This window comes from Microbispora sp. CL1-1, from assembly GCF_012034195.1.
Classification (GTDB): domain Bacteria; phylum Actinomycetota; class Actinomycetes; order Streptosporangiales; family Streptosporangiaceae; genus Microbispora.
In genome coordinates this window covers 36,934-61,793 of the sequence record NZ_JAATEK010000039.1, presented here as the reverse complement: position 1 = coordinate 61,793, position 24,860 = coordinate 36,934, and the positions used below count along the sequence as shown (strand labels likewise).

Below are 24,860 nucleotides of genomic sequence, written 5' to 3'. Positions count from 1 at the left end.
CATATGGAGATGGCACGTCCACTAAACACGCTCCCCAAGGCACATCTGCACCTGCACTTCACCGGCTCGATGCGGCATTCGACGCTGATCGAGCTCGCCCGGGAGCAGGGCGTCCATCTTCCCGACGCCCTGGTTGAGGACTGGCCGCCGAAGCTGCGGGCGACCGACGAGCGCGGCTGGTTCCGGTTCCAGCGGTTGTACGACATCGCGCGGTCGGTGCTGCGCCGGCGCGAGGACGTCTACCGGCTGCTGCGGGAGGCCGCCGAGGACGAGGCCCGGGAGGGGTCGCGCTGGCTGGAGATCCAGGTGGACCCGTCCGGCTACGCCCAGCGGTTCGGCGGGCTGACCGAGACGCTCGAACTCGTCCTCGACGCGACGGACAAGGCGGCCAGGCAGGCCGGGATCGGCATGGCGGTGATCGTGGCGGCCAACCGCACCCGGCATACGCTCGACGCCAGGACGCTGGCCCGCCTGGCGGCGCACTACGAGGGCAGGGGCGTGGTGGGCTTCGGCCTGTCCAACGACGAACGGCGCGGCCGGGCCAGGGACTTCGAGCACGCCTTCCGGATCGCCAGGCGGGCCGGGCTGCTCGCCGTGCCGCACGGCGGCGAGCTGCTGGGCGCGGCGAGCGTCGCCGAGTGCCTCGACGACCTGGGCGCCGACCGGATCGGTCACGGGGTGCGCGCGGCCGAATCGCCCCGCCTGATGGAACGGCTGGCCGACCGGCAGATCACCTGCGAGGTGTGCCCGCTGTCCAACGTGGGCCTCGGGGTGGCGGAACGGCCCGAGGACGTGCCGCTGCGGCGGCTGTTCGAGGCCGGGGTGCCGATCGCCCTCGGCGCCGACGACCCGCTGCTGTTCGGCGCCCGGCTGCTGCCACAGTATGAGCTCGCACGGGACGTGTACGGCTTCGCCGACGCCGAGCTGGCCGAGCTGGCCCGGCAGTCGATCCGGTCGTCGACGGCGCCCGACTCGGTCAAGAAGGAGTTGGCCGGCGAGATCGACGCCTGGCTCGCCTCTCCCGAGTGAGCCCGCCGTACATCTCGCCGGTCACCTCGCTGGTCACCTGACCGGTCACCGCACCGGTCACTTCACGCGTCACTTCACGCCTCACTTCACGCCTCACTTCACCGAGCGGGCGATCCGTACGGCCTCCTCCAGGTCAGGTCCCTCCAGCCGCAGCCCGACCAGGTTGTGCTGCCAGATGAGCGTCGGCCCGGCCACCCGCTCCTGGCGCGGCGTGCCCCCGCCCGACGGCATGTACGACACCCCGTGGGGCTGCCGGATCCACCATCCGCCGACCGCGCTCACCTGATCGGGCCACGGTTCTCCGAGCTCCTTGCGCCAGACGACGCCCAGCGTGCCGTCGTACTCGTCGAGCCGGACGCCCGGCCACAGCAGCGTCACCACCCGGCCGCCGTCGGCGACGCGGACGTCGGCCGGCGCGCCGAGCGCGGACGGCACGAGGACGGGGAAGCGGACGGCCCGCCGCGCCTCCTCCAGCGTCACCCGGCGCTCGCCGGGCAACGGGCTCGGCACCCCCGTGGGCAGCGGCCCCGCGCCGCCGACGTGGATCTCGACGCCCGCGAAGCGCAGCACCGACACCACCGCGGCCCGGCCCTGCGGGGTGACCCCGAGCAGCACGGCCATCAGCACCGCCACCGCCGCTGCCGCCACGCGCGGCGTCGGCCGCCACACGGCCCGCCGGGGTGCTGGCTCGCCGCTCTCGATGCGGGCGCGTACGGCACGCGCCACGCCGGCGGGCGGCGGCGCGGGGGGCACGGCCAGGTCCTCGCCGAGGGCCCGGAGCCGTGATTCGAGATCGTCCGGTGCGATCGGTTCGCTGTCACCCGAGTTGTTCACGGCCCACCTCCTCCCGCAGGCGCCGCAGTGCCCGGAACGTCCGCGACTTCACCGTGCCGAGGCGCACGCCGAGGACCTCGGCCGTCTCCGCTTCGGACAACTGCAGGAAATACCGGCAGACCACGGCCTCGCGTTCCCGTTCGGGGAGCGCGCGTACGGCCTCCAGCAGTCTGCTCCTGCCGTCGGCGTCCACCGCCGCGTCCTCCGGGTCCTCGGGATCCCCCGGCCCGTACGGCTCCCGCTCGCGGCCCAGCCGTACGGCGAGGTCGGAGCGGCGGCCACGCGACCGGGTGAGGTCATGGGTCACGTTGGCCACGATGCGCAGCAACCAGGGGCGGAAGGACGAGCCCCGGCGGAATCCCTTGAGGTGGCGGAACGCCTTGACGAACGCCTCCTGGACGACGTCCTCCGCCTCGTCGGCCGCCCCGAGCAGGCTCGCCGTACGGTGGGCGACCGCGCTGTATCGGGTGACCAGCACCTCGAAGGCGTCAAGGTCACCGGCCAGGGCGCGGGTCACTGCTTCGTCGTCGTCCATCGGGGGCAATCGGGGGGTGGGATGGAGGTGAAGCCTACGATCATGCGGGCATCCCGTCCACAGCGCTCGTCAAAACAACGCTCGTCAAAACAGCGCTCGTCGAACCAACGCTCGTCGAACCAACGCTCGTTGAAACAACGTGCCGCGGGAAGAACAGTGCGGGCGCAATCCGTCATCGGCGGCCCCTCCGGCGAAGCGGGCGTCCGCCGATGAGGCGGGCACTACACTTTCCACGACCGTCAGCGTGCAGATCGAGGATCCTATGTCTGGGTATGACCGAGTAGTCCAGCCGGCGGCCGGGGACGAGGCTCTGGAGAACCACCTCGGCGGCGACGAGGCCAAGAACTACCGGCAATACGAGTTCGACATGGTCGCCCCGCACGTCGGGCGGTCGCTCCTGGAGATCGGTTCGGGTCTCGGGCACTTCGCCGAGCAGTTCCTGCCGCGCCTCGACAGGCTCGTGGTGAGCGACTTCGATCCCTACTGCGTGGAACAGCTGCGCAAGAGGTTCGCCGACCGCGACGACGTGTCGGTGCTCCAGTTCGGCCTGCCGACCGACATCCCCCTCGCCGATCCGGTCGACACCGTCGTGATGATGAACGTCCTCGAGCACATCGAGGAGGACGCCGAGGCGCTGCGGTCGCTGGCCAAGGTGACCGCTCCCGGCGGCCGGATCGTCATCTGGGTGCCCGGCTACATGCAGCTCTACGGGGACTTCGACCGCAAGGTGGGTCACGTCACCCGCTACACCCCCGCCACCCTGCGCAAGACCGTGACCGACGCCGGGCTCGACGTCCAGGTGCTCAAGCCGATCAACTTCCTCGGCGGCATCGCCTGGTGGGCGGCCGTACGGCGGGGCGGCGTGGGCTACCCCGACCCCCGGCTCGTGAAGATCTACGACCGCACCGTCGTGCCGATGACCCGGCTCATCGAGCGGTTCATCCGCCCGCCGTTCGGCCAGACCGTGTTCTGCGTGGCGCGCGTTCCGCGCTGACGGGTGCCGCGCGGGGCGGCCAAGTAAACCCGAATTGTGCGGCAAATGCTTTCTACCTGCACAATGGGTCACCCATGAGTGAAACCAGGATCCTCGTCGTCGAGGACGAGCCAAACATCCGGGACATCGTGGAAGTCGCCCTCAGGTTCCACGGCTTCCGGGTGACGGCCGTGGGCACGGGGGCCGCGGCCCTCGGCGAGGTGCTGAAAAACCAGCCCGACCTGGTCGTCCTCGACGTCATGCTGCCCGACATCGACGGATTCGAGGTGTGCCGCCGGATCCGGGCCGACGGCGTGCACCCTCCCGTGATCTTCCTCACCGCCCGCGACGCGGTCGCCGACACCGTGCGCGGGCTGACCCTCGGCGGCGACGACTACGTCACCAAGCCCTTCTCCGTCGAGGCCTTGGTCGCCCGCATCCGCGCCGTGCTGCGCCGTACGACGGTGCCGGCGGCGGCCGAACGCGCCCACGGGCCGATCCTCCGGGTGGCCGACCTGGAGCTCGACGAGGCGCGCTGGGAGGTGCGGCGCGGCGGCGTCACGGTTGACCTGTCGCCCACCGAGTTTCGCCTGCTCGCCTTCCTGATGGCCAACGCCGGCCTCGTCCTCACCAAGCGGCGGCTGCTGGAAGAGGTCTGGGGCTACGGCGGAAGCTCGCAGGTGCTGGAGACGTACATCTCCTATCTGCGCCGCAAGCTCGACCCGCTCGGGCCGCCGCTGATCCACACCCAGCGCGGTATCGGATACGCCCTGCGGCCTCCCCAGGACTCCTGATGTCGCTCAGGACGCGCCTGCTCGCCGGGCTGCTCGGGGTGAGCGCCGTCCTGCTCGTCGTGTTCTCCCTCGTCAGCGTCATCGTGCTGCGCGGGCACCTGCGTACGCGGCTGGAGGGGCAGGTGGTGGCGGCGACCGTCACGGCGGCCCGCCGGGTGGTCGTGGGCGACCCGCTCGAACAGGCGCTGACCGGCTCCACCTATGCCCTCGCCGCCTACGACCTCAGCGAGAACCGCGCCCGTCTGGTCAGCGGCGACGCCGCCGACGCCGCGGCGGTCCCCACGCTGGCCGAGGCGATGGGCAGGGACAGGTTGCTGGCGTACGCGGCACAGGGCCGCACGTTCGACCTCGACCCGAGCCATGACCACGAGATGATCGCGGCGGCGGCGATGTCGCCGAGCGGCCTGCGGCTGGTGGTCGTGGCGGTGCCCCTGGACGCGGTCGAAGATCCGGTGCGCCACCTGCTGATCAGCGAGCTGGCGACCGGCGGGGCGCTGATCCTGCTGCTGGCCGCGGGCGGCCGGCTGCTGATCGCCGGTGGTCTGGCGCCGCTCGGGAAGATGGCGGGCACCGCCCACCTGGTGGCCGAGCGCGTCGACCTGTCGGCCCGGATGCCCGAGGGGCCGTCAGAGGTCGGCAGGCTCGGCGCCGCGATCAACCTCATGCTCGACCGGATCGCCGACGCCTTCCGCGACCGCCAGGCGTCGGAGGACCGCGTGCGCCGCTTCGCCGCCGACGCCTCCCACGAGCTGCGCACCCCGCTGTCGACCATCTCCGGCTATGCGGAGCTCTACCGGGCCGGTGCGATCCCGTCCGAGGACCTGCCGAAGATCATGGGACGGATCGAGGCCGAGGCCAACCGCATGGGCCGCCTGGTAGGCGAGATGCTGGAGCTCGCGCGGCTCGACCGCGGCGCCGCGCTCTCGCTCGACGAGACCGACCTGGCCGAGATGGCCCGCGAGGTCGCCGCCGACTCGGCCGCCCTCGATCCCGCCTATCCCGTGACGGTGGAGGCCCCGCCCTCCCTGGTCGCGACCGTGGACGAGGCCCGGGTGCGCCAGGTGCTCGTCAATCTTCTCGGCAACGTGCGGGCGCACACGCCCGAGGGCACCAAGGCCACCGTACGGCTGCTGCGTGCCCCGGATTCGGTGACGATCGAGGTGCGCGACACCGGGCCGGGGATGAGCCAGGAGCAGGCCGAACGCGCCTTCGACCGCTTCCAGCGCGGAGAGGACCACCTGTCCGGCGGGGCGGGGCTCGGCCTGTCGATCGTGAAGGCCATCGTGGAGGCGCACGGCGGCCGGTGCAGGATCGTCTCCTCCCCCGGCGAAGGGACGGCCGTACACATCGCGCTGCCCGCGATGCAAAAGGCTACTGGCGGGTAGTTAACGAGCACAGCTCGCTTCACCGCCGAGGAGGTCGACGATGACGACCGATTATGCCAAGGCCAGGGAGGTGGCCGAGCAGGCGCGCGAGACGGAGTGGACCCGCCCGAGCTTCGGCAAGCAGCTCTTCCTCGGGGACTTCCGGCTCGACCTCGTGCACCCCGCCCCCCGCCTCACCGAGGAGGAGATCAAGAAGGGAGACGACTTCCTGCGCGCCCTGCGGGCGTTCCTGCAGGAGAAGGTCGATCCCGCGCTCATCGAGCGCACCGCCGTGATTCCGGACGAGGTGATCAAAGGCCTGGCCGCGATCGGCGCGTTCGGCATGACCATCGAGGAGGAGTACGGCGGGCTGGGCCTGAGCCACCTGTACTACTGCCGCGCGCTGGAACTCGTGACCTCGTGCTCCCCCGCGCTCACCGCGCTGCTGTCGGCCCACCAGTCCATCGGGGTTCCGCAGCCGCTGCGGCTGTTCGGCACCCCCGAGCAGAAGCGCCGCTTCCTGCCCCGCTGCGCCCGGGGCGAGATCTCCGCCTTCCTGCTCACCGAGCCGGACGTCGGCTCCGACCCCGCCCGGCTCTCGACCACCGCCGTACGCGACGGCGACGCGTACGTGATCAACGGCGTCAAGCTGTGGACGACCAACGGCGTGGTCGCCGACCTGCTGGTGGTGATGGCCCGGACCGGCTCCAAGATCTCGGCCTTCGTGGTCGAGGCCGACGCGCCCGGCATCACCGTCGAGCACCGCAACCAGTTCATGGGCCTGCGCGGCATCGAGAACGGAGTCACCCGCTTCCACCAGGTGCGGGTGCCGGTGGAAAACCTGATCGGCCGCGAGGGCCAGGGCCTGAAGATCGCCCTGACCACGCTCAACACCGGCCGGCTCTCCCTTCCTGCCACCTGCGTCGGCGCGGCGAAGTGGGCGACGAAGATCGCCCGCGAGTGGGGGCGCGAACGGGTCCAGTGGGGCCGGCCGGTCGGGCACCACGAGGCCATCGCCCGCAAGATCGCCTTCATCGCCGCCACCACGTACGCGCTCGAATCGGTGGTGGACCTGGCCGGCCGGATGGCCGACGACGAGCGCAACGACATCCGCATCGAGGCCGCGCTCGCCAAGCTGTACAGCACCGAGATGGCCTGGCGGCTGATGGACGAGCTGGTGCAGATGAGAGGCGGCCGCGGTTACGAGACCGCCGAATCGCTGCACGCCCGCGGGGAGCGCGGCGTGCCCGCCGAGCAGATGCTGCGCGACCTGCGGATCAACCGCATCTTCGAGGGCTCGACCGAGATCATGCACCTGCTCATCGCCCGTGAGGCGGTCGACGCCCACCTGTCGGTCGCGGGCGAGCTCATCGATCCGAAGGCCGACCTGCGGGCCAAGGGGCGGGCGGCCACCCGGGCCGGCGCCTTCTACGCCAAGTGGCTGCCGAGCCTGATGGCCGGGCCCGGCCAGGTGCCCACGTCGTACGCAGAGTTCGGCCCGCTGGCCCAGCACCTGCGCTACGTCGAACGGACCTGCCGCAAGCTCGCCAGGTCGACGTTCTACGGCATGTCGCGCTGGCAGGCACGGCTGGAGCACAAGCAGGGGTTCCTGTCGCGGATCGTGGACATCGGCGCCGAGTTGTTCGCCATCACCGCGGTCTGCGTACGCGCCCAGGAGGACGGGGCCGAGTTCGGGCGCAAGCCGTACGAGCTGGCCGACACCTTCTGCCACCAGGCCCGGCAGCGGGCCGAGGCGTTGTTCGACCGGCTCTGGGACAACACCGACGCCATGGACGTGCGGCTGGCCCGGCGGGTGCTCGACGGGCGCTACACGTTCCTGGGGGAGGGCATCATCGACCCGTCGCTGGAGGGGCCGTGGATCGCGCCCCAGCGCACGGGGCCGTCCATGTTCGACGACGTCCACCGGCACATCGGCTGAACGGGAACGGCCCCGCCCCCTTCTGAGCGGGGGGCGGGGCCGTTTCATGCGGTGGAGCCGTGTTTTGTGCGGGGCCGTGCTCTATGCGCGGGCGGGGCCGTGCTTTGTGCGCGGGCGGGGCCGTGCGGCGAGCCGGTCAGGCTCACACGTCGAGGCACCACATCCAGCCGTGGTCCGAGACGTAGCAGCGGTACCAGCCGTCGGCCCTCTGGGCGTGCGCCGGGGCGGACAGGACGCCGAACGTGGTGACCGCGACGGCGGTGGTGGCGAGCACGGCGGCGACGCGCTTGAACGACTTCATGGGTATCTCCTGACTCCTGTGCAAGGGATGTCTCTCTGACGCGTCCGAGTACACAGGACCCCACTTGTCGCGGTCTGGTGGGCCACTTGGAGACGGTTTGGCCGTCTCGGACGGCGAAAACCCTTTGTCCGGCGATACAGCGGCTTGTTACCGTCGTCCGCATGTGGATTCTGTACGGCGACCGCTGATCAGCCCAGCTGATCCGCTCAGCTTTCCGGCCCTGTCCATCCGACGCGGCAGCTGAGTGACGGCACCTCGGTGCCGCGTTCCCGACGTACAAGGAGATCCCGTATGCGTACTCGCGCGTCCAGCAAAGGCGGCAAGCGGCAGAACCCCCGCACGCCGCAGCCCCAGCGTTCCTTCCCACCGCCGCGGCAGATCCCGGCACCGCCCATGCGACCGGTGCGCCAGCCGCGGCGCCTGCCGAAAGGCCGCTGAATAAGCCGGCCCGGCAGAGGAAAGGGCACCTCGGAATCGATCCGGGGTGCCCTTTCGGTGTCCGTGCCCTGCCGTCCCGTCCTCTGCAGGGGTGACGGGGCCTGAGCTCAGACCGAGAGAAGCACAGCAGGATCGATGGAGAGCTCGACTGGGACATCCGTCTCCAGCAGGTCCCCGGCGAAGACACGATCGACCCGCCGGTAGACGTCATGACCCGGCACCAGCGTCCAGACCGTGATGTTCGGCTTGGGCTCCAGGTCCACCACCCAATATTGGGCGATCCCCGCCTTGGCGTACTCGCTGGGCTTCTCGTACCTGTCGGTGCGCTCGCTGGCGCTCTCCCGGGAGACGACCTCGACCACGAGAAGCAGGTCCACTCCCTGATATGCCCGTTCGTCTCGCTCGACCGCGCGCCGGGCGGCCCTGCCGTCGACGACCGCGACGTCGGGCACACGTATCCCGGTCGACGTGAACACGTCGACCGGGCCGTTCACGTAGAGATCGGCACCGGCGCGCGCGACCGCCGCATCCAGCCGCGTGCGCAGGTTCCGGACCGCGTGGTCATGACGAATGCTGGGCCAGGGGGACATGACGATCCATCCGTCGACGAGCTCGTACCGCGCGTCCCTGGGCATGCGATCCAGGTCGGCGATCGTGTACGGACCGTGATGGTAGGAGTGCTCTCTGTCATCGTAAGCGACGCTCATCCCGCCTCCTTCGCCCCGAATGCCACGAGCCACGACTCAGCGTAACCCAGCGGGCCCACGAGGGCCGGGGCTCGTGCACCGCACGTCGCCGGCCCGGCAGAGGAAAGGGCACCTCGGAATCGACCCGGGGTGCCCTTTTCGCGCGAACGGTCAGAGACGCTCGATGATCGTGACGTTGGCCTGGCCGCCGCCCTCGCACATCGTCTGCAGGCCATAGCGCCCGCCGGTGCGCTCCAGCTCGTGCAGGAGCTTGGTCATGAGGATCGCGCCGGTGCCGCCCAGCGGGTGCCCCAGCGCGATGGCGCCGCCGTTGGGGTTGGTGCGCGCCGGGTCGGCCCCGATCTCCTTGAGCCAGGCCAGCGGCACGGGTGCGAACGCCTCGTTGATCTCGATGACGTCGATGTCCTCGATCGACAGGCCCGCCTTGGCCAGCGCCTTGCGGGTGGCCGGGATCGGCGCCGTCAGCATGTAGATCGGGTCGTCGCCGGTCAGCGCGAGCGTGACGATCCGGGCGCGCGGGACCAGGCCGTGCTCGCGCACCGCCTGTTCCGAGGCGATGAGCAGCGCCCCCGAGCCGTCGGAGATCTGCGAGGAGGTGGCCGCGGTGATCCGGCCGCCCTCACGAAGGGTCTTCAGCCCGGCCATCTTCTCCAGCGTGGTGTCGGGTCGCGGGCCCTCGTCGTCCTCGACGCCGTTGATCGGCGCGATCTGGTCCTTGAAGTGTCCGTTGGCGATCGCCTTCGCGGCCCGCTGGTGGCTCTCGTAGGCGTAGCGCTCCAGCTCGTCGCGCTCGAAGCCCCACTTCTCGCACATCAGCTCCGCGCCGCGGAACTGGGAGATCTCCTGCTTGCCGTACCGCTCGACCCACTTGTCGCCGAACGGGAACGGCATGCCCTTCTCCAGGGCCGCCGAGATGCTCGATCCCATCGGCACGATGGACATCGACTCGACGCCGGCCGCGACGACCAGGTCCTGCGTGCCCGACAGCACCCCCTGCGCGGCGAAGTGGATGGCCTGCTGCGACGAGCCGCACTGCCGGTCGATCGTGACCCCGGCCACGGTCTCCGGGAGGCCCGCGCTCAGCCACGCGTTGCGCGCGATGTCCATGGACTGCGGGCCGAACTGCATGACGCAGCCCATGATCACGTCATCTACGGCGGCGGGGTCGACGCCGGTGCGCTCGACGAGCGCGGAGAGAGTGTGGGCGGCCAGGTCGACCGGGTGGACCGTGGAGAGCCCGCCCTTCTTCTTGCCGACCGGCGTGCGAACCGCCCCGACGATGTACGCCTCTGCCACAGTGCCTCCATAAGAAACCGAGCAATGTTCGGTTAGTGAGAGGTTACATCAGAACTTTCGTCGGGGGAGGCGGGGAAACGGACATATTCAGGCATAACCTCCCGGAAGCGCGTCGGCAGGCTCGGCAAGCTGGAAGCCCCGGCTGTCGGCCGCGATCCCCCGGAGCGCGTTGGCGAGCGTCACCGCGACGTCCGCCCGGACCAGCAGCGCCGCCCGCGCCTCGTCGGCGTCCTCCGCGTCGGTCTCGCTGGCCGTGTCCTCCACGTCTGGGTCTGCGTCCGTATCTGAATTGGCGCCCGCATCGGCGGCGGAGCCCGTGTCCGAGGTGGCGTCTGCGTCGGAGCCGGAGTCCGCGTCGGCGGCAGAGCCCGTGTCGGCGGCAGAGCCCGTGTCGGCAGTGGCGTCCGTGCCCGAGCCGGCGTCCGCGTCCGAGGTTGTGTCGGCGTGGCCGTCCAGCGGGGCCGCGTCCGCGCCCGCCACGTCTTCCGTCGTGCCGTCGGCCGCTTCTCCGGAGGCCGCGCCGGCCGCGTCGTCGGCTCCCGTCTCCTCCGTGCGTACGACCGGGGAGACCCTGGCGATGGCGATCTCCGTGAGGTACGGCCAGCGGGTCTGGGCGGCGAGCGGCAGGCGGTGCCCCTCCTCGATCGTGACCTGCACGTCGGCTCCGGCGTAGACGTCGGCCACCCTGCCTCGGCGTACGGAGACGTGGACGACGCCCTCGATCAGCTCGCCGTCCGGCCACCTTTCGGCGTCCACCGCATCGGCGTGCCGCAGCGCCTCGGTCAGGACCGGCAGGATCTCCTCGGGCTCGGGCACGGCCGGCAGGTAGACCAGCGGATCTACGGTCTCCTCCGCGGGATCGAGCGGCTCGCCCTGGCAGAGCGACCAGCCGCCCAGGCGGTAGGCGATGCCCTCGGCGAGACTCTTGTCGAAGAAGTCCACCGGCAGCGGGCCCTCGGCCGCGATCCGGCACGCCCAGAGCGTGTCCGAGTCGGGCACGCCGAGTTTGGCGAGGACGTCACCGGTCAGCTCGACGGGCACCTCGATGCGCGACCCGCCCGCGAGGATGTCGTCGCCGTCGGTTCTCGCCTCGGGATCGGCGAGTTGCGCGACCGCCAGCAGTGTCTTCGGATCCGGCCGGGCAGGCAGCAGCGCCGTGGGCCCCGTGCGCAGCCGACCGGGCAGCAGGAGTTTCGAGAACCAGCCCACAGGCCCTCCTCATGATCGGGTCGAAGAGACCATAGCCCCGACGGCCGCCCGCCACGAGCCCTTCCCGTGAGGTGCCCGGGATCAGGACTTTCTTTTCGCCAGGCGCGTGCCGGTCATCGTGGCATAGACGATGACATTGTCGACATAGTGGCCAGTTGTGTGGTTGTAGGTGCCGCCACAGGTGATCAGCCTGAGCTCGGCGTTGTCGGCGTGGCCGTACACCCGGTTGGTGGGGAACGTCTGCTTGTCCGCCTGCTCGATGCCGCCCACGGTGAAGATGGCCACGGTCCCGTCGAGGCGATACACCTCGATCTTGTCGCCGTACGCCAGCTCGTGCAGGCGGCTGAAGACAGCGCTGCGCGTGGTGGTGTCCTTGTGGCCGAGCATGACGGCAGGGCCCGCCTCACCCGCCGTCGGGCCCCCGCGATACCAGCCGACCAGGTTCGAGTTGCTGATCGGCGGCGTCTGGATCGTGCCGGAACGATCGAGGCCGACCGACTTGATCGGCGCGTTGACGCCGATCTTGGGGATGACCAGGCGCTTGGGCGTGGACGGCTGCATCGCCGGAGCCGCCGGGATGTTCGGAACCGGCGGCGGCGCGGTGGCGACCGCCTGCGTCAGCGGCTGCCCGACTCCGCCCGGCCCCACGGAGGGGGCGAGCCCGTCCTGCGCCACGCGCTTCAGCGTCGAACGCTCCGACGCGGCGTACTCGTCCGGGTTGTTCACCATGATCACCACACCCACGATCATGATGACCAGGCCCACGATGGCCGCCGTGATCAGCAGCCGCCGTACGGCCTCCGCCCCGCTGCCGGGAGGCTTCTCCTCCGGCGGCGGGGGCGGCGCCTGCACGGGCTGCATCTGGGGCAGCATCACCGGCTGGAAGACCGGCTGGCCGTAAACCGGCTGTGGGTAGCCCTGCCCGCCCGGCCCGAGAGGCACGCCGTACGGCTGGCCCGGCGGGTACTGTCCAGGTGGCGGGGTGGTCATGACTCGTCCTACTGCCTCACCGGACGTCGCCGGGCCCGGAGCACGAGCCCGCCCGCACCCGCCGCCAGCATGAGCGCGGTGCCGGTCAGGACGAAGAGCCGCGCGTCGGGGCCGGCGTCGCCTCCACCGCCGGTGGCCGCGCCGCCCCCGGGCGTGTTCTCGATCTGGGCGGACTTCGACTTCTTGGTCTTGACCGGCGACGGCGACGCGAAGACCGTCTCGTACACCGTCCTGGTGCTACTGGGCCTGGGCGAGGCGCTCGCGGAAGGACTCGGGCTGGCGCTGGGACTGGCACTCGCGCTCGGGGACGCCGAGGGGCTCGCCACCGCGATCGTCGCGACGGCGGGCGCCGTGTTGGCGCCCGTGGTGGCGACCACGCAGTTGTAGAGCGCGGTGGGCGTCGTGGTGGTCGTGCCCGTGCCGGCGGGCGCGATCATACTGATCTTGAAGTCCTTCGCCGTCAGCACGACGGAGGTGGCCCCGCTTTGCGGTGTGACGGTCATCGTGGCCGTGGGAAGAGCGGGCATCGCCCCTCCCGACGCGACGACCGCGGTCAGCGGCGTGCCGGTCGGCGAGGGTGTGGACACGCCCGCGGTCATGCCGGCCGGCAGCGCCGACGCCGACACGGTGGGCTGGAGCTCGATCGTCGCGCCGCTCGCGATCTCCACCGGCGCGGGGAACGCCGACGTGGTGACGGGCTGGACGCTCAGGGTCGCGGTGTACTGAGTGCCGGACACCGCCGAGGTGCTGGCAGTGAGCGTCACCATGAAATCGTGCGTCACCGCAGCGCCACCCACGTTCGGAGTGCAGCTGTACGTCACGGTCTTCGTGTCGGCGTGCGCGCCGAGCGCGCTCAGGCCCAGGAGAAGGCCCGCGCTGACCACTCCGGCCGCGGCGGCCCTTCCGGCGACACGGCCCCGCGCCTTTGACTTCAGCACTGACGTCTCTCCACTTCGATGCTCGCAGTCAACAGGCGTACCAGCATTCCAGCGTACGGTCACGGTCAGGTAGAGATCTTACGGACAAAAACCCCAAGACTGTCTCCACTTGCTCAAACATTCTCCCGTTCTCCACCTGTGCGCGTCAGCCGGACGCTAATGCCTGCCGTACGAACCGGGGTTGAGGCCGAACCGCCGCAGCAGCAGCCCTCCGGCCGCCGCGGCGGCCATCAGCGCCAGGCCGGTGAGCACGACGAGCCGGGCGTCCGGGCCCGCGTCGCCTCCGCCCCCGGTCTGCGCGCCGCCGAGCGGGGTCGTCTTGATCTGCTTGGTCGCCGGGCGGGAGGCCGTCGCGGTCGCCGTGACCGTGCGGGTCGCCGTGATGCTCGGGCTCGGGCTCGGGGTCGGCGATGCCGAGGCGCTGGGGCTGGGCGAGGCGCTCGCGTCGCTGTCGGACGGGCTCGGCGAAGGGGACGGCGAAGCGGAGGGAGACGGCGAGGCGGACGAGGACGAGGCGACGGCGAACGCGAGCGACGCCCTGCTCGCGGACGCCGGCAGCGTGCACGTGTAGAGCGCGTCACCCTCGCCTGTGGTGTCCCCGGCGGCGCGCAGCTTCAGCGTGAAGTTCCCGGCCGCGACTCCGACCGTGCCCGTCGCCGTCGGCGTAAGCGTGACGAGCAGCTGGGGGATCGGCGTCAGCGTGGCCGACGGCGAGAGTGACGACGCGAGCACCGTAGAAGCGGACGGGCTCAGCGTGATGGCCGCAGGGCTCTCCCCCGTGCCGTTCTCCGTTTCGGCGCCGTTCTCCGTGTCATCCGTGGTCGAGCCGCCCTCCTCGCCGGGCGGAGTCGCACTGGCGGAGGGTGACGGGCTCGGGGAAGCGTCCGTCGCCGACTCGTCGCCGTCAGGGGAAGGCGACGGCGATGCCGAAGGAGAAGCCGAGGGAGAGACGGATGGGGAGACGGAAGGGGAGGGCGACGGGCTCGGCGTCGGGGAGTCCGAGGGGCCGGCGCTCGGACTGGCGCTGGGACTGGCACTCGGGCTGGGGCTGGGCGACGCGTCCGCGGGCTCGCTCACGACGGGAGCGCCGGTCACCTCCACCAGGCCCTCGGCGATCATGACGTCGTTCGCCGCGATGCCCGTCGCCGGCGCCACCATCGCGCTCTGGCCCTCAGACGGCGTCGCGGGAGCGATCTGCCAGGTCAGGGTCGCCGCGCTGCTCACCACCGGGTCGTCGGGCGCGACCAGGGTCACGTTCACCGGGTAGGTCGCGGCGGCGGAGGCACCGGCCGGAGTGCACGAATACAGCACCGTCGTGGTTTCGGTCTCGGCGAGCACCGGCCACGTCATCAGGGCCAGCGCGACCGCCGCTCCCGCCGCCGAACGGGCCGCGATGCGACGCTGGGCACTCCTGCGCCGGGCACTGGGGTCGGGCACGACGTCTCTCCTGCCACCTCAGTCACGTACACGTAGCGAACAGTCTCCCAGGAGTTGACCATTGACATAACCGGCGGGCGGCCTATGTCAGGAAATTCCCAGGGAACCTTCATCGCCTCGCAACAGTAGGGAGGGTGGAGGTGTTGACCATGAGAAGACTGCTCGTGGCTCTCGCGGCCATGGCGGCGATCCTCGTTCCGGCCCTGCCCGCGCACGCGCGGGCAGGCGGCTGGGCCGTGACCGAGCTCGACCCGCTTCCCGCCACGGTGCGGCCCGATGTCTCCTACACGGTGGGCTTCTGGGTGCTTCAGCACGGCACCCACCCATACGACGGCCCCGGCGACATCGGACCGATCGGCCTGCGTCTGACCGGAAAGGACGGCACGACCCTGACGTTCGACGGGACGCCGCTGCCGGAACCCGCGCACTACGCCACGTCCATCACCGTGCCGGCCGGACGATGGCGGGTGGAGGGTGTGCAGGGCATATTCGCGACGTACGAGATCGGGACGCTCACGGTGCCGGGCGGGCTGAAGACGGCTCCGCCGCCGTTCCCGGTGCCCGTCGGCATCGTGATCAAGGATTATTGGGGTCCGGTGAAGCCTCCCGGGTTCCCCTGGAAGGCGACGAACGTCGTTCCCAACCGCCCGCCGACGGCGATGCCCGCAGCGTCCGCGGAGCCGACCGGTGCCTCACCGCAGGCCCCTGCCCCTCAGCCGGTCGAGGCCACCCCGCCGACGCAGGTGGCCGCGGCCGCCGGCGACTCCTCGCCGTGGCGTCAGCCGTACGCGCTGGTGGCCGTCGCGGTGGCGGCGGTGGCGGGCACGCTGCTGGTCCAGCGCGCGGCCCGGCCGGTCGTACGGCGAAGGCCCCACGATCCGCCCGAGCGTGAGGAGCGGGAGGGCGAAGAGGTGATCAGCCTGGGCTGATCACCTCCGTGATCACTTGGTCTGCGTCAGCGTCGCGTAGACGATGATGTTGTCGGTGTAGTGGTGCTGCTTGGCGTTGTAGACCCCGCCACAGGTGATCAGCCGCAGCGACGACGTGATCGTGTTGCTGTAGACCCGCTTGGTCGGGAAGGTCGACTTGCTGACCTGCTCGATCCCGTCCACCGTAAAGATCGCCATCTTGCCGTCCGCGCGGAGAACGGCGATCTTGTTGCCGCGCTTGAGCTCGCGCAGGCGGCTGAAGACGGCGGCGCCCTTGCGGGTGTTCACGTGTCCGAGGATGACCGCCGGCCCCTGGTCGCCGGGGGCCGGTCCGTAGCGGTACCAGCCAGTCAGGCCGGGCTTGCTCAGCGGGGGCGCCTGGATGACGCCGGACTTGTCCACGCCGACCGAGCCCACCGCGGCCTTCACGCCGATCGCGGGAATGCTGATCTTGAGCGGGCGGCCGGCGGCGGCCTTGCTCGTCGTCTTCTTCGCACCGGACGACGAGGACGACAGCGGCTTCGAGGACGACGAGGCCGCGCTCGTGAGGGTCAGCGGGGCGATCGGCTGCAGCGCGGGAGCCGGCGGCGGCGCGGTCGGGTCGGCCGCCGTGAGCGGCACGCCCGGCCCGCCCGGGCCCACGGTCGGCGGCAGGAAGGCCGCGTTGCCCGCGTCCCGGACGGTCACCGTGCCCGGAACCGGCCCGCTCTCCTGCGGGTCCGAGGGGCTCAGCACGACGAGCATCCCGGCCATCACCGCCGCGATGCCGCCGAACGACCCGGCCACGAGCAGCGTCGCGAGCACCGGCTGGGGCAGTGGCTTGCGCGCCTTCTTGGCGTCGGCCTCCGCGGGAACGCCGCTCTGCACGGGCACGCCACCATGCGAGGGAGCGTCCGCCTGCGCAGGAACGCCACCCTGCGAGGCAGCGCCCTGCGCGGGAGCACCACCCTGCACGGGAGTGCCGGCCTGCTCGGGAACGCCACCCTGCTGGGGAGCGCCGCCGTGCTCGGGAGCGCCGCCGTCAGGAATGCCGTCGTTCATCGTCATCCTCCTCAGCCCCGCTCACCCGAGTGCGCCGCCCTGCGCCGGAGCATCGCCACACCGCTGAGCATGCCGATAAGCAGCAGCGCGCCGCCCGAGCCGATCAGCAGCATGCCCGAGAACGACACGCGCTCCGGAGCCTCACCGGTCTGCGCGCCGCCCTGCGGCGTGATCGCGACCTGTGCCACGCTCGGCGTCGCGGTCAGCGTCACCGTTCTCGTCGCCGTCGGCGACGGGCTGCCCTGCGTCACCACCGCCGTCACGATGTAGTGCTGCGTCTGCACGGCAGCCGGCGACGGACTGGCCGACGGAGAAGGCGAAGGCGTGGCCGAGAGCGAAGGCGACGCGGAAGGCGACGCGGAAGGCGACGGCGACGGCGACTCGTCGCCCGGGTTCTCGTCCGTCGGACTGACCGAAGGACTGGCAGAGGTGTCCGGCGACTCACTCGGCTCCACCGAAGCCGACGGGCTGCTACCCGTCCCGCCGCCGATAACCACCCGGATCGCCGTCGGCGTCTTCACCGGCTTGCATACCGCCCGAAACTGCTGCGGCGGGTCGCGAAGCTCCTCGGTGATGACTCGGAAGGCATCCACATACGCCTCCGTGTCGTCGCCGTTATACACCGTCAGAGTGTGCTGCCCGTACGACAGTCCACGCATGCTCCACAAGTTGTGGTTGCCCTTGTGCTCTACCAGCACCGGGGCGCCGTTGCGCTCTTTCGAGGAGTCGGCCGTTGCGGGGATACCCGCTTTGCCGTCTACGAAGAACCGGACCGGGCCTCCGTGAGTGGACTGCTCGGAGATGAAGTCGATCCCCGTTCCTGTGAACTTGTAGTCAACTCTCGCGTCCTTGACCTTGGTCCAGTGGACGTCTCTCAGATAGTCCCCGTAGTACGGCAACCGGTCGCTGGAGTCCTGCCAGTTCGCGTCGTAGGTGATCCCGGCCTCGTCATCATTAACGACTTCCTCCGAGGCTGGCGGCGTGAAGTCAATGTAGAGGTTACGCGGCTCGATCTCCCAGACGCCCGGCTCGGTCGTACCCACAGAGCCGGACACCAGTTCGGGCAACCCGAGAGCACCGCCGCTATCGAGTTCCCCTTCGTCCTTCGAGCCGATCGAGTTGAGCTCGCCCTCCCACATCTCGCCAAGGACGCCGACCACGCCAGTGGCCGTGACTCGAGCACCTGCCGGAAACAGCCCAGGCGACAGGAAGGTGTTCAGGCTGTCCTTGTAGGCGAGCCCCCATCTGACATCCAACGGCTCTCTGACCTTCAGTGCCGTCTGCAGAGCGAGCGTCACTTTCAGATTCACAGGCGTGGAGCCGGCGACTCCCCGGGTGCATCGATAGTCCATATCGATTTGCGCGGTCTCCGCCTGCGCCGTCATCGAGGGACCGACGACGAACGCCGTTCCGGCCAGGCCGAGGGCCAGAGCGGCCATGGTCCTAGGGAGACCAGCTTTCCACCGAATCACCGCATACTCCGATCACAGGACCGCCCTGGCGGGCCTATAGCAAACCGAAGGTAGATCTTAGAGGCAACCGAAGCGGGCCAAAGGGGTCGTTATGACGATGGTTTCGGAGTTGTGACCCTCCGTACAAGCTGATCCCGATCGACCAGGGAGGACCAGAATCGTATTCTGGTGCGGCCAACAGACCCTGGGACCGGAAGGCTTACCCGATGCGGCGAGACCTCTTCGACGAGGAGCACGACCTCTTCCGCGAGACCGTCCGTGAGTTCATGGCCCGTGAGGTCGTCCCCCACCACGCGCAGTGGGAGAAGGACGGCATCGTCCCCCGCGACGTGTGGAAGAAGGCGGGCGAGCTGGGCATGTTCGGCTTCTCCGTCCCGGAGGAGTACGGCGGTTCGGGCATCACCGACTTTCGCTACAACGCAGTGATCGTCGAGGAGATCATCCGCGTCGGCGCCACCGGCCTGGGATTCGGCCTGCACAACGACATCATGGCGCCGTACATGGTCGATCTGACCAACGACGAGCAGAAGCAGCGGTGGCTGCCCGGCTTCGCGTCCGGCGAGCTGATCACGGCGATCGGGATGACCGAGCCGGGGGCCGGCAGCGACCTGCAGGGCATCCGCACCACCGCCGTACGCGAGGGCGACCACTACGTGGTGAACGGTCAGAAGACCTTCATCACCAACGGCATCAACTCCGACCTCGTCGTGGTCGTGACCAAGACCGACCCCTCGGCGGGCGCGCGGGGCACCTCGCTCCTGGTGGTGGAGCGCGGCATGGAGGGCTTCACCCGCGGCCGCAACCTGGAGAAGGTCGGCATGCACGCACAGGACACCGCCGAGCTGTTCTTCGAGAACGTCCGGGTGCCGGTGACCAACCTCCTGGGCGGCGAGGAGGGCCAGGGCTTCTTCCAGCTCATGAACAACCTGCCGCAGGAGCGGCTGTCGATCGCGGTGGCGGCCGTGGCCGCGGCGGAGACGGTGCTGGAGCAGACGATCGAATACTGCCGCAACCGTACGGCCTTCGGCCGCAGCATCGGCAAGTTCCAGAACACCCGGTTCCTGCTGGCCGAGCTGTCCACCGAGGTGGAGATCGCCCGCCACTACGTGGACAAGTGCATCCGGGCGCTCAACGCCAAGGAGCTCACGGCCGTCGACGCCGCGAAGGCCAAGTGGTGGACGACCGAGCTGCAGAACAAGGTCATCGACCGGTGCGTCCAGCTCCACGGCGGCTACGGCTACATGCTGGAGTATCCGGTGGCGAAGGCCTGGCTGGACAGCCGCGTGCAGACGATCTACGGCGGCACCACCGAGATCATGAAGGAGATCATCGGCCGGTCCTTCGGCTTCTGAAAGGGCCCCGGATCAGCAAGGCCCCGGATCAGCCGTGCTGCTGTCCCCAGATGAGCAGCATGGCCACCACGAACACGACCATCACGCCTCCGTAGGCCACCGGGCTCAGCCGGAAGAACCTGCGCACCTTGTTCAGCAGCCACGCGAACAGGAACGCCAGGAAGACCAGAAGGATGAGTCCGGTGTCCACACTGATCAGTATGCGCGGGTTTCCCCGCCCCCGCGTGCCCGTCGGCACAAGCGGCATGAGCGGCACAAGCCGCCCGGGAAGGCTCAGCGGGAGTCCTCGCGAGCGCAGCCTTCGAGGATCACCCGCGCGACCAGTTCCGGGTCGTCGCTCATCGGCAGGTGACCGCAGCCGCGCAGCAGCAGCGCCCGCTGCCCCGCCCACCGTGCCGCCCGTACGGCCTGACGGCGCGGCAGCAGCCGGTCGCGGTCGCCCCAGGCGATCGTGACCGGCACCTGGGGCGGCGCGGGCGGCGCGACCCACGCCATCGACTCCAGCGTCTCCTCGAACCCCGCGCACTCGCGCATCGCCTCGGCCGCCGCGACCACGGCCTCGCGCGACAGCCGCTCCGGGTGGGCCACGAGCAGGCTCATGGCCAGCGCCCTGCCCTCGGCCGTGCCGGCCGCGAGCGCGGGCAGCTCGCCCGCCCGCGTCGCCAGCCGCAGCAGGCGCAGCACCGCCCGCGCGTACATGTGCTCGGACCGGGACCAGAACCCGATGGGAGACAGCGCGACGGCCGTGCGGACGTCGGCGGACGACGCCAGGTCGAGCGCGATGTAGCCGCCGAGCGAGTTGCCCGCGACGTGCGGCCGGCTCAGGCCGAGGCCGGTCCAGAACTCGCGCACCGCCCGCCCCAGCGTCTCCGCGTTGTACGGCGTGCCGTACGGCAGCGGCGGAGAGTCCCCGAAGCCGGGCAGGTCCACCGCGATGACGTCGTGCCGCTCGGCGAGCAGGTCGAGGACCGGCAGCCAGCCGTGCCGGTGATGGCCGATGCCGTGCAGGAGGACCAGCGGTGGGCCGCTGCCGCGGCGGTCGTGGGCGAGCTCCATGTGTCCGAGTGAAGCACCCGGAACGACCGGAAAGAAGCGTGCGGCGCGTCGCGTCCGTCGGCGTCAGTTAACGCATTGGTCTTCTGCACCTGCAATCATGTTTCGTCACAATAGTTGAAAATGGAATGAAACCGACAGATGACTATCACTAAGCCGGAGGAAATCACCGGCGCCGTCTCCGACCTGCCGGAGCCGGACGCGAAGGCCAGCGTCGTCGATCTGCTGGAGCGCGGCGGATCGGTCGTGGTGCCCGTCGGCGTCGCCCTCTACGCGCTGCTCTACCTCGGCATCCAGCAGGTCTACGGCATCTTCAACATCAGCCCCGAGCAGGCGGGCATCGACCAGGCCACCATGTTCGGCCGCCTGGTCGGGTCGCTGGTCCTGCTCGTCATCGCCGGCGCCCTGCTCATGGGCGTCGTCGTAGCCGTCGTGTGGCTGCTCGACAAGGTGACCCTCGGTTACCTGTTCCGCCTGATCCAGGCCATCAGGGAGCGCCCGTGGGCCGCCGCGATCGTCGGCGCGCTGTGGTGCGGGGCGACCTACTGGGGCTTCCTCGGCTACCTCGGGCTGGGCGAGGGCGTGTCCATGGCCGGCGTCGTGATCACCTCGGTGCTGATCGGCGCCCTGGCCTTCCTCGTGCCGTTCCGGCTGCTGCGGCGGCGTCCGTCCGGCCGCGCGGGCATGAAGATCGTGGTGGCGGCGTTCACCGGCATCGGGCTGGGCTTCGCGTTGATGGGGCAGATGGAGAGCGACGCGATCGCCGTCGCCGAGAAGGGGCAGCCCGCCAGCATGCTGCTGTCGATGGTGGGCTTCCAGGACCAGTGGGTGGTGCTGAACGACCGCGAGAGCGGCAAGGTGCTGCGCGACGGTGCGCAGGTGCTGCTGCTCGGCGAACGCGAGGGCACGTATGCGCTGTACGACTGCGCGCACCAGGAGACCTTCCGCATCTCCATGGAGGCGACCGTGCTGCGGCAGGTGACGCTCGAACCCGAGCGCCCGGACGGCTACAGCTGCCTCGACCAGAAGCACTGACCTGAAGCCAGAGGCACCGACCTGAAGCGCCCCCGCACCGGGGGGCGCTTCAGCGTCCTACGGTCTTCACCCGCTTACGGCCTTCACCATCTGACGGTCTTCGCCGTCTAACGGCCGCCGATGGGGATCTCGAACCAGACCGCCTTGCCCTCGCGGGTGGGACGGGAGCCCCAGCGGCGCGCGAGCTGGTCGACGAGATAGAGACCGCGGCCGCCCTCGTCGTTCTCCCCCGCGCTGCGGATGCGGGGCAGGCGCAGGTCCTGGTCGAAGACCTCGACCCAGACGGACTCCGCGCCCCGGCGCAGCCGCAGGGTGAACTCCTTGTCGCCGGCGATCTCCTCTTCGAAGCCCGGCACGTCCCACGACTCGTCGAACGGCAGCGGCGGCCCGTCGAGCACCAGCTCGCGGCGCGGCACGCTGGCGCTGGCGGCGTGCAGCACCACGTTGGTCACGACCTCGGAGACGAGCAGGCAGGCCAGCTCCGCGCGTTCCTCGGGCACCTGCCATCCGGCGAACGCCTCGGACGCCATCCGCCGGGCCTCGCTCACCATGATCGGCTGGGCCGGGAACGTGCGCTCCTGGGACTGCAGCTCGGTGCCCGCGGAGCGGACGACGAGGATCGCCATGTCGTCGTCGATCTCGCCGGGGACGGCCACCGTGGCCAGGTCGGCGATGCGCTCGACGGACTCCCCCGACGCCTTGGCGAGCTTCTCCCGCAGGATGTCGAGCGCCTCGTCGTCGACGGGGACTCCCGTGGCGGAGTCGCGCGGCGGCCTGCGGTCGACCAGGCCGTCGGTGTAGAGGAGCAGGGTCGCGCCGGGCGGCAGCACCCGCGTCTCCTCCTTGTAGACCAGGTCGGCGTGCATGCCCTTGGCCCGCACCCCGAGCGGCTGGCCGACCTCGGTGATGTCCAGGTCTCTGACCTCGCCGTCCACGATCAGCAGTGGCGGCGCGTGCCCGGCGTTGGCGAACGACAACTGCCTCGACCACGCGTCGTAGACCATGTATTGGCACGTGACGATCGGCGGGTTGGTGATGTCGGCGCCGAAGTCGTCGCGCTCCGGCGCGGCGACGATCCTGGTCCACTCGTCGAGGCGGGCGAGGATGTCGGCGGGCGGTTTGTCGTCCTGGGCGAAGGCCCGCAGCGCGGCCCTGAGCTGGCCCATGACCGCCGCCGCCTTGGCTCCTCTGCCCTCGACGTCGCCGATCACGATGCCGACGCGGCCGGCCGACAGCGGGATCACGTCATACCAGTCGCCGCCCACCTGGGTCTGGATGCCCTGGCCGTGCGAGGCGAGCGGGGCGGCCGGGTAGTAACGTACGGCGATCTCCAGGCCGTCGAGCGACGGCAGCGGCTGACGCGGGAGCAGGTGCTTCTGGAACGACTCGGCGGTGTGCCGCTCCTCCTCGAACAGCAGCGCGTTGTCGACGGCGAGCGCGACGCGGGTGGCGATGGCGCCGACGAAGTCGCGGTCGAAGGTGTCGTAGTGGGGCGACCGCCGACTGGTGAGGTTCGACAGGCCGAGGTACATGAGGCCGAGCGTCTCTCCGCGCACGCACAGCGGGGCGACGATGGCCGAGGTCATCCCGATCTCGCCGCACAGCCGGGCCGCGCCCTCGCTCGGCGCCGGATAGCTGACCTGGGAGAAGTCTTCGACGAGGATCGTCTCCTGGCGGCGCAGCGCGCTCTCGGCGTAGTGCCCGAGGGGGTATCTGATCTCCGCGCCCACCGGCCGCCAGGTGTCCGGCGGCGGCGTCCAGCCGTTCACGTGCGTGGAGACCTTGCGCACCAGGCGGTCGCCCTCGTTCAGCTCGATGAAGCAGTGGTCGGCGAACTGCGGGACGAGCATGTCCGCGACCCGGTTGAGCGTCTCCTCGACGTACAGGGAGCCGGCGAGCCGCTCGCCGATCCGTTCGAGCAGGCCGAAGCGGTCCTTCTCACGCTCGTTGCTGCGCATCGCCTCGCGCGCGGTGATCACGATGCCGCTCACGGAGCCGGAGGGGTGGCGCAGCGGCACGGCCTGCGCCCGCACGTAGATCGTCGAGCCGTCGCCGCGGGTCACGTCGAACGTGCCCTCCCACACGTTGCCGCGCAGCACGTGCTTGGCCAGTTCGGCCGCGAGCGGATGGTCCTTCTCCGAGATTCCGAGGGTGTGCAGCGACTCCTTGGCCGGAGACGCGCCCACGCGGCCGAACAGCTGCTCGGCGAAGGGGTTCCAGTACAGGACATTGCTGAACCGGTCGGTCACGACCACCGCCATCTCCGCGTGGTCGAGCACGGAACCGGCGGAAAGGTGGTCGTCGGCGTCCTGTGACAGATCTCCCCATCGCCTCATGCCACGACCGTCCCTTGTCGAGGTGGGTTCGCTATGCCGGGCACGGGCGCTCCTGCGATGGCTGGGTCGCGAGAAATGAAAGGACTCCCTAGGGGATTCAACCAGGCACAACTCATTCCGTCATCGTCTGGTGACAAAAACGTGAGAGGCGACGTCCCTCGGAAGATCCGCGGTCGTGGTTCCCACCTCACCATCACCAGTCACCGTTACACCGTTGTCACTCGCCGCGAGCGTGACCTCGCGTCCCGGTTGTATCCCAACTTGCTTGAGTTTAAGCATCACAGCCGGGTCGCTTTGCACTTGTTCGCTGATTCGGCGCACTACAACGGGCACAGGGGCCTGTCCCGCGAGGGTCACCATGGGAGACACCATCTCATCCCCGGTCGAACCGGACTGGGGCACCCCCAGCTCGTCGAGACCCGGGATCGGGTTGCCGTGCGGGCACACCCGGGGGTTCTTGAGAAGGTTCACGAGCCGGGTCTCCACCGACTCGGACATCACGTGCTCCCAGCGGCACGCCTCGATGTGGACCTCTTCCCAGGGCATGCCGATCACCTGCGTCAGCAGGCACTCGGCGAGGCGGTGCTTGCGCATGACGCGGATCGCGAGCGTGCGGCCCAGCGCGGTCATGCTGAGGTGCCTGTCCCCCTCGACCTTGACCAGGCCGTCGCGCTCCATACGCGCCACCGTCTGGCTGACGGTCGGGCCGCTCTGCTGCAGCCGCTCGGCGATCCGGGCGCGAAGCGGGACGATGCCCTCCTCTTCGAGTTCGAAAATCGTCCGGAGGTACATCTCCGTCGTGTCGATCAGGCCGTGTGCGGTCAAGGCTCCTCCAGTCCTTGTAAATCGATGCTACGA

At 70.2% G+C, this 24,860-nt stretch carries 23 protein-coding genes; 8 read left to right on the top strand and 15 right to left on the bottom strand.

Annotated features, from left to right (window positions below):
* The first annotated feature begins 9 nt into the window (after nt 1-9).
* The gene (locus HCK04_RS32290) at nt 10-1,029 is read left to right on the top strand and encodes an adenosine deaminase (RefSeq protein ID WP_142651163.1); all 1,020 of its coding nucleotides are present in this window, start codon (nt 10-12) and stop codon (nt 1,027-1,029) included.
* A gap of 93 nt (nt 1,030-1,122) precedes the next feature.
* On the opposite strand, the gene HCK04_RS32285 is transcribed toward HCK04_RS32290, so the two are convergent.
* Together HCK04_RS32285 and HCK04_RS32280 are read right to left on the bottom strand one after the other, a co-directional pair.
* A complete protein-coding gene (locus HCK04_RS32285) occupies nt 1,123-1,863 on the bottom strand; it encodes a hypothetical protein (RefSeq protein ID WP_142651162.1) in 741 nt (246 codons plus the stop codon).
* Nucleotides 1,847-2,398: an RNA polymerase sigma factor gene (locus tag HCK04_RS32280; RefSeq protein WP_142651161.1), complete on the bottom strand. Its 552-nt coding sequence runs from the start codon at nt 2,396-2,398 to the stop codon at nt 1,847-1,849. Before HCK04_RS32280 ends, HCK04_RS32285 begins: the two co-directional genes overlap by 17 nt.
* 262 nt (nt 2,399-2,660) lie before the next feature.
* Between HCK04_RS32280 and HCK04_RS32275 the strand changes: the two genes are divergently transcribed.
* From HCK04_RS32275 to HCK04_RS32260, 4 genes are all read left to right on the top strand, one after another.
* Nucleotides 2,661-3,392, top strand: a complete 732-nt coding sequence (locus tag HCK04_RS32275; RefSeq protein ID WP_142651160.1) for a methyltransferase — start codon at nt 2,661-2,663, stop codon at nt 3,390-3,392.
* A 74-nt stretch (nt 3,393-3,466) separates the two neighbouring features.
* Nucleotides 3,467-4,165: a response regulator transcription factor gene (locus tag HCK04_RS32270; RefSeq protein ID WP_142651159.1), complete on the top strand. Its 699-nt coding sequence runs from the start codon at nt 3,467-3,469 to the stop codon at nt 4,163-4,165.
* A complete protein-coding gene (locus HCK04_RS32265; RefSeq protein ID WP_142651158.1) occupies nt 4,165-5,550 on the top strand; it encodes a HAMP domain-containing sensor histidine kinase in 1,386 nt (461 codons plus the stop codon). The genes HCK04_RS32270 and HCK04_RS32265 overlap by 1 nt, the downstream gene beginning before the upstream one ends.
* A 40-nt stretch (nt 5,551-5,590) precedes the next feature.
* Entirely contained in the window at nt 5,591-7,468 is a 1,878-nt protein-coding gene (locus HCK04_RS32260; RefSeq protein ID WP_142651157.1) for an acyl-CoA dehydrogenase family protein, read from the top strand.
* Nucleotides 7,469-7,610: 142 nt separating this feature from the next.
* On the opposite strand, the gene HCK04_RS32255 is transcribed toward HCK04_RS32260, so the two are convergent.
* The 7 genes from HCK04_RS32255 to HCK04_RS32225 all read right to left on the bottom strand — a co-directional run bounded on the left by HCK04_RS32255 (nt 7,611) and on the right by HCK04_RS32225 (nt 14,784).
* Entirely contained in the window at nt 7,611-7,769 is a 159-nt protein-coding gene (locus HCK04_RS32255) for a hypothetical protein (RefSeq protein WP_168066445.1), read from the bottom strand.
* 545 nt (nt 7,770-8,314) lie between these two features.
* A complete protein-coding gene (locus HCK04_RS32250) occupies nt 8,315-8,914 on the bottom strand; it encodes a Uma2 family endonuclease (protein WP_142651156.1) in 600 nt (199 codons plus the stop codon).
* A 150-nt stretch (nt 8,915-9,064) separates the two neighbouring features.
* Nucleotides 9,065-10,210 (bottom strand): acetyl-CoA C-acetyltransferase, encoded by a 1,146-nt coding sequence (locus tag HCK04_RS32245; protein ID WP_142651155.1) that lies wholly within the window; start codon nt 10,208-10,210, stop codon nt 9,065-9,067.
* A gap of 87 nt (nt 10,211-10,297) precedes the next feature.
* Complete coding sequence (locus HCK04_RS32240) at nt 10,298-11,419, bottom strand: hypothetical protein (protein ID WP_142651154.1); 1,122 nt, start codon at nt 11,417-11,419, stop codon at nt 10,298-10,300.
* A gap of 81 nt (nt 11,420-11,500) precedes the next feature.
* Nucleotides 11,501-12,409 (bottom strand): class F sortase, encoded by a 909-nt coding sequence (locus HCK04_RS32235; protein WP_142651153.1) that lies wholly within the window; start codon nt 12,407-12,409, stop codon nt 11,501-11,503.
* Nucleotides 12,410-12,417: 8 nt separating this feature from the next.
* On the bottom strand, nt 12,418-13,347 hold the full coding sequence (locus HCK04_RS32230; RefSeq protein ID WP_142651152.1) for a hypothetical protein: 930 nt from the start codon (nt 13,345-13,347) through the stop codon (nt 12,418-12,420).
* 156 nt (nt 13,348-13,503) lie between these two features.
* Nucleotides 13,504-14,784 (bottom strand): hypothetical protein, encoded by a 1,281-nt coding sequence (locus tag HCK04_RS32225; RefSeq protein ID WP_142651151.1) that lies wholly within the window; start codon nt 14,782-14,784, stop codon nt 13,504-13,506.
* A gap of 149 nt (nt 14,785-14,933) precedes the next feature.
* Between HCK04_RS32225 and HCK04_RS32220 the strand changes: the two genes are divergently transcribed.
* Nucleotides 14,934-15,713, top strand: coding sequence for a hypothetical protein (locus tag HCK04_RS32220; protein WP_142651150.1), 780 nt, complete (start codon nt 14,934-14,936; stop codon nt 15,711-15,713).
* A gap of 12 nt (nt 15,714-15,725) precedes the next feature.
* On the opposite strand, the gene HCK04_RS32215 is transcribed toward HCK04_RS32220, so the two are convergent.
* Nucleotides 15,726-16,754: a class F sortase gene (locus HCK04_RS32215; protein ID WP_142651149.1), complete on the bottom strand. Its 1,029-nt coding sequence runs from the start codon at nt 16,752-16,754 to the stop codon at nt 15,726-15,728.
* Between the two features lie 11 nt (nt 16,755-16,765).
* Entirely contained in the window at nt 16,766-18,193 is a 1,428-nt protein-coding gene (locus HCK04_RS32210; protein ID WP_142651148.1) for a hypothetical protein, read from the bottom strand.
* 239 nt (nt 18,194-18,432) lie between these two features.
* Between HCK04_RS32210 and HCK04_RS32205 the strand changes: the two genes are divergently transcribed.
* Nucleotides 18,433-19,578, top strand: coding sequence for an acyl-CoA dehydrogenase family protein (locus tag HCK04_RS32205; protein ID WP_142651147.1), 1,146 nt, complete (start codon nt 18,433-18,435; stop codon nt 19,576-19,578).
* Nucleotides 19,579-19,606: 28 nt separating this feature from the next.
* Here the strand turns inward: HCK04_RS32205 and HCK04_RS32200 are convergent, their stop codons facing one another.
* On the bottom strand, nt 19,607-19,768 hold the full coding sequence (locus HCK04_RS32200) for a hypothetical protein (protein ID WP_168066443.1): 162 nt from the start codon (nt 19,766-19,768) through the stop codon (nt 19,607-19,609).
* An 83-nt stretch (nt 19,769-19,851) separates the two neighbouring features.
* A complete protein-coding gene (locus HCK04_RS32195; protein ID WP_142651146.1) occupies nt 19,852-20,634 on the bottom strand; it encodes an alpha/beta fold hydrolase in 783 nt (260 codons plus the stop codon).
* Between the two features lie 138 nt (nt 20,635-20,772).
* Here HCK04_RS32195 and HCK04_RS32190 point away from each other — a divergent pair, with 138 nt between their 5' ends.
* Nucleotides 20,773-21,666 carry a hypothetical protein gene (locus HCK04_RS32190; RefSeq protein WP_142651145.1) on the top strand — a complete coding sequence of 298 codons (894 nt, stop codon included), beginning with the start codon at nt 20,773-20,775 and terminating at the stop codon, nt 21,664-21,666.
* Nucleotides 21,667-21,773: 107 nt separating this feature from the next.
* Here HCK04_RS32190 and HCK04_RS32185 read toward each other — a convergent pair whose 3' ends face one another.
* A complete protein-coding gene (locus HCK04_RS32185) occupies nt 21,774-24,002 on the bottom strand; it encodes a SpoIIE family protein phosphatase (RefSeq protein WP_142651144.1) in 2,229 nt (742 codons plus the stop codon).
* A 120-nt stretch (nt 24,003-24,122) separates the two neighbouring features.
* Nucleotides 24,123-24,827 carry a metal-dependent transcriptional regulator gene (locus HCK04_RS32180; RefSeq protein WP_142651143.1) on the bottom strand — a complete coding sequence of 235 codons (705 nt, stop codon included), beginning with the start codon at nt 24,825-24,827 and terminating at the stop codon, nt 24,123-24,125.
* Between the last annotated feature and the right edge of the window lie 33 nt (nt 24,828-24,860).

Coding starts and splice junctions, on each gene's coding strand:
- HCK04_RS32290 (WP_142651163.1), top strand. CDS start 10: ATGGCACGTCCACTAAACACGCTCCCCAAGGCACATCTGCACCTGCAC.
- HCK04_RS32280 (WP_142651161.1), bottom strand. CDS start 2,398: ATGGACGACGACGAAGCAGTGACCCGCGCCCTGGCCGGTGACCTTGAC.
- HCK04_RS32275 (WP_142651160.1), top strand. CDS start 2,661: ATGTCTGGGTATGACCGAGTAGTCCAGCCGGCGGCCGGGGACGAGGCT.
- HCK04_RS32270 (WP_142651159.1), top strand. CDS start 3,467: ATGAGTGAAACCAGGATCCTCGTCGTCGAGGACGAGCCAAACATCCGG.
- HCK04_RS32265 (WP_142651158.1), top strand. CDS start 4,165: ATGTCGCTCAGGACGCGCCTGCTCGCCGGGCTGCTCGGGGTGAGCGCC.
- HCK04_RS32260 (WP_142651157.1), top strand. CDS start 5,591: ATGACGACCGATTATGCCAAGGCCAGGGAGGTGGCCGAGCAGGCGCGC.
- HCK04_RS32255 (WP_168066445.1), bottom strand. CDS start 7,769: ATGAAGTCGTTCAAGCGCGTCGCCGCCGTGCTCGCCACCACCGCCGTC.
- HCK04_RS32250 (WP_142651156.1), bottom strand. CDS start 8,914: ATGAGCGTCGCTTACGATGACAGAGAGCACTCCTACCATCACGGTCCG.
- HCK04_RS32235 (WP_142651153.1), bottom strand. CDS start 12,409: ATGACCACCCCGCCACCTGGACAGTACCCGCCGGGCCAGCCGTACGGC.
- HCK04_RS32220 (WP_142651150.1), top strand. CDS start 14,934: ATGAGAAGACTGCTCGTGGCTCTCGCGGCCATGGCGGCGATCCTCGTT.
- HCK04_RS32215 (WP_142651149.1), bottom strand. CDS start 16,754: ATGAACGACGGCATTCCTGACGGCGGCGCTCCCGAGCACGGCGGCGCT.
- HCK04_RS32210 (WP_142651148.1), bottom strand. CDS start 18,193: ATGGCCGCTCTGGCCCTCGGCCTGGCCGGAACGGCGTTCGTCGTCGGT.
- HCK04_RS32205 (WP_142651147.1), top strand. CDS start 18,433: ATGCGGCGAGACCTCTTCGACGAGGAGCACGACCTCTTCCGCGAGACC.
- HCK04_RS32195 (WP_142651146.1), bottom strand. CDS start 20,634: ATGGAGCTCGCCCACGACCGCCGCGGCAGCGGCCCACCGCTGGTCCTC.
- HCK04_RS32190 (WP_142651145.1), top strand. CDS start 20,773: ATGACTATCACTAAGCCGGAGGAAATCACCGGCGCCGTCTCCGACCTG.
- HCK04_RS32185 (WP_142651144.1), bottom strand. CDS start 24,002: ATGAGGCGATGGGGAGATCTGTCACAGGACGCCGACGACCACCTTTCC.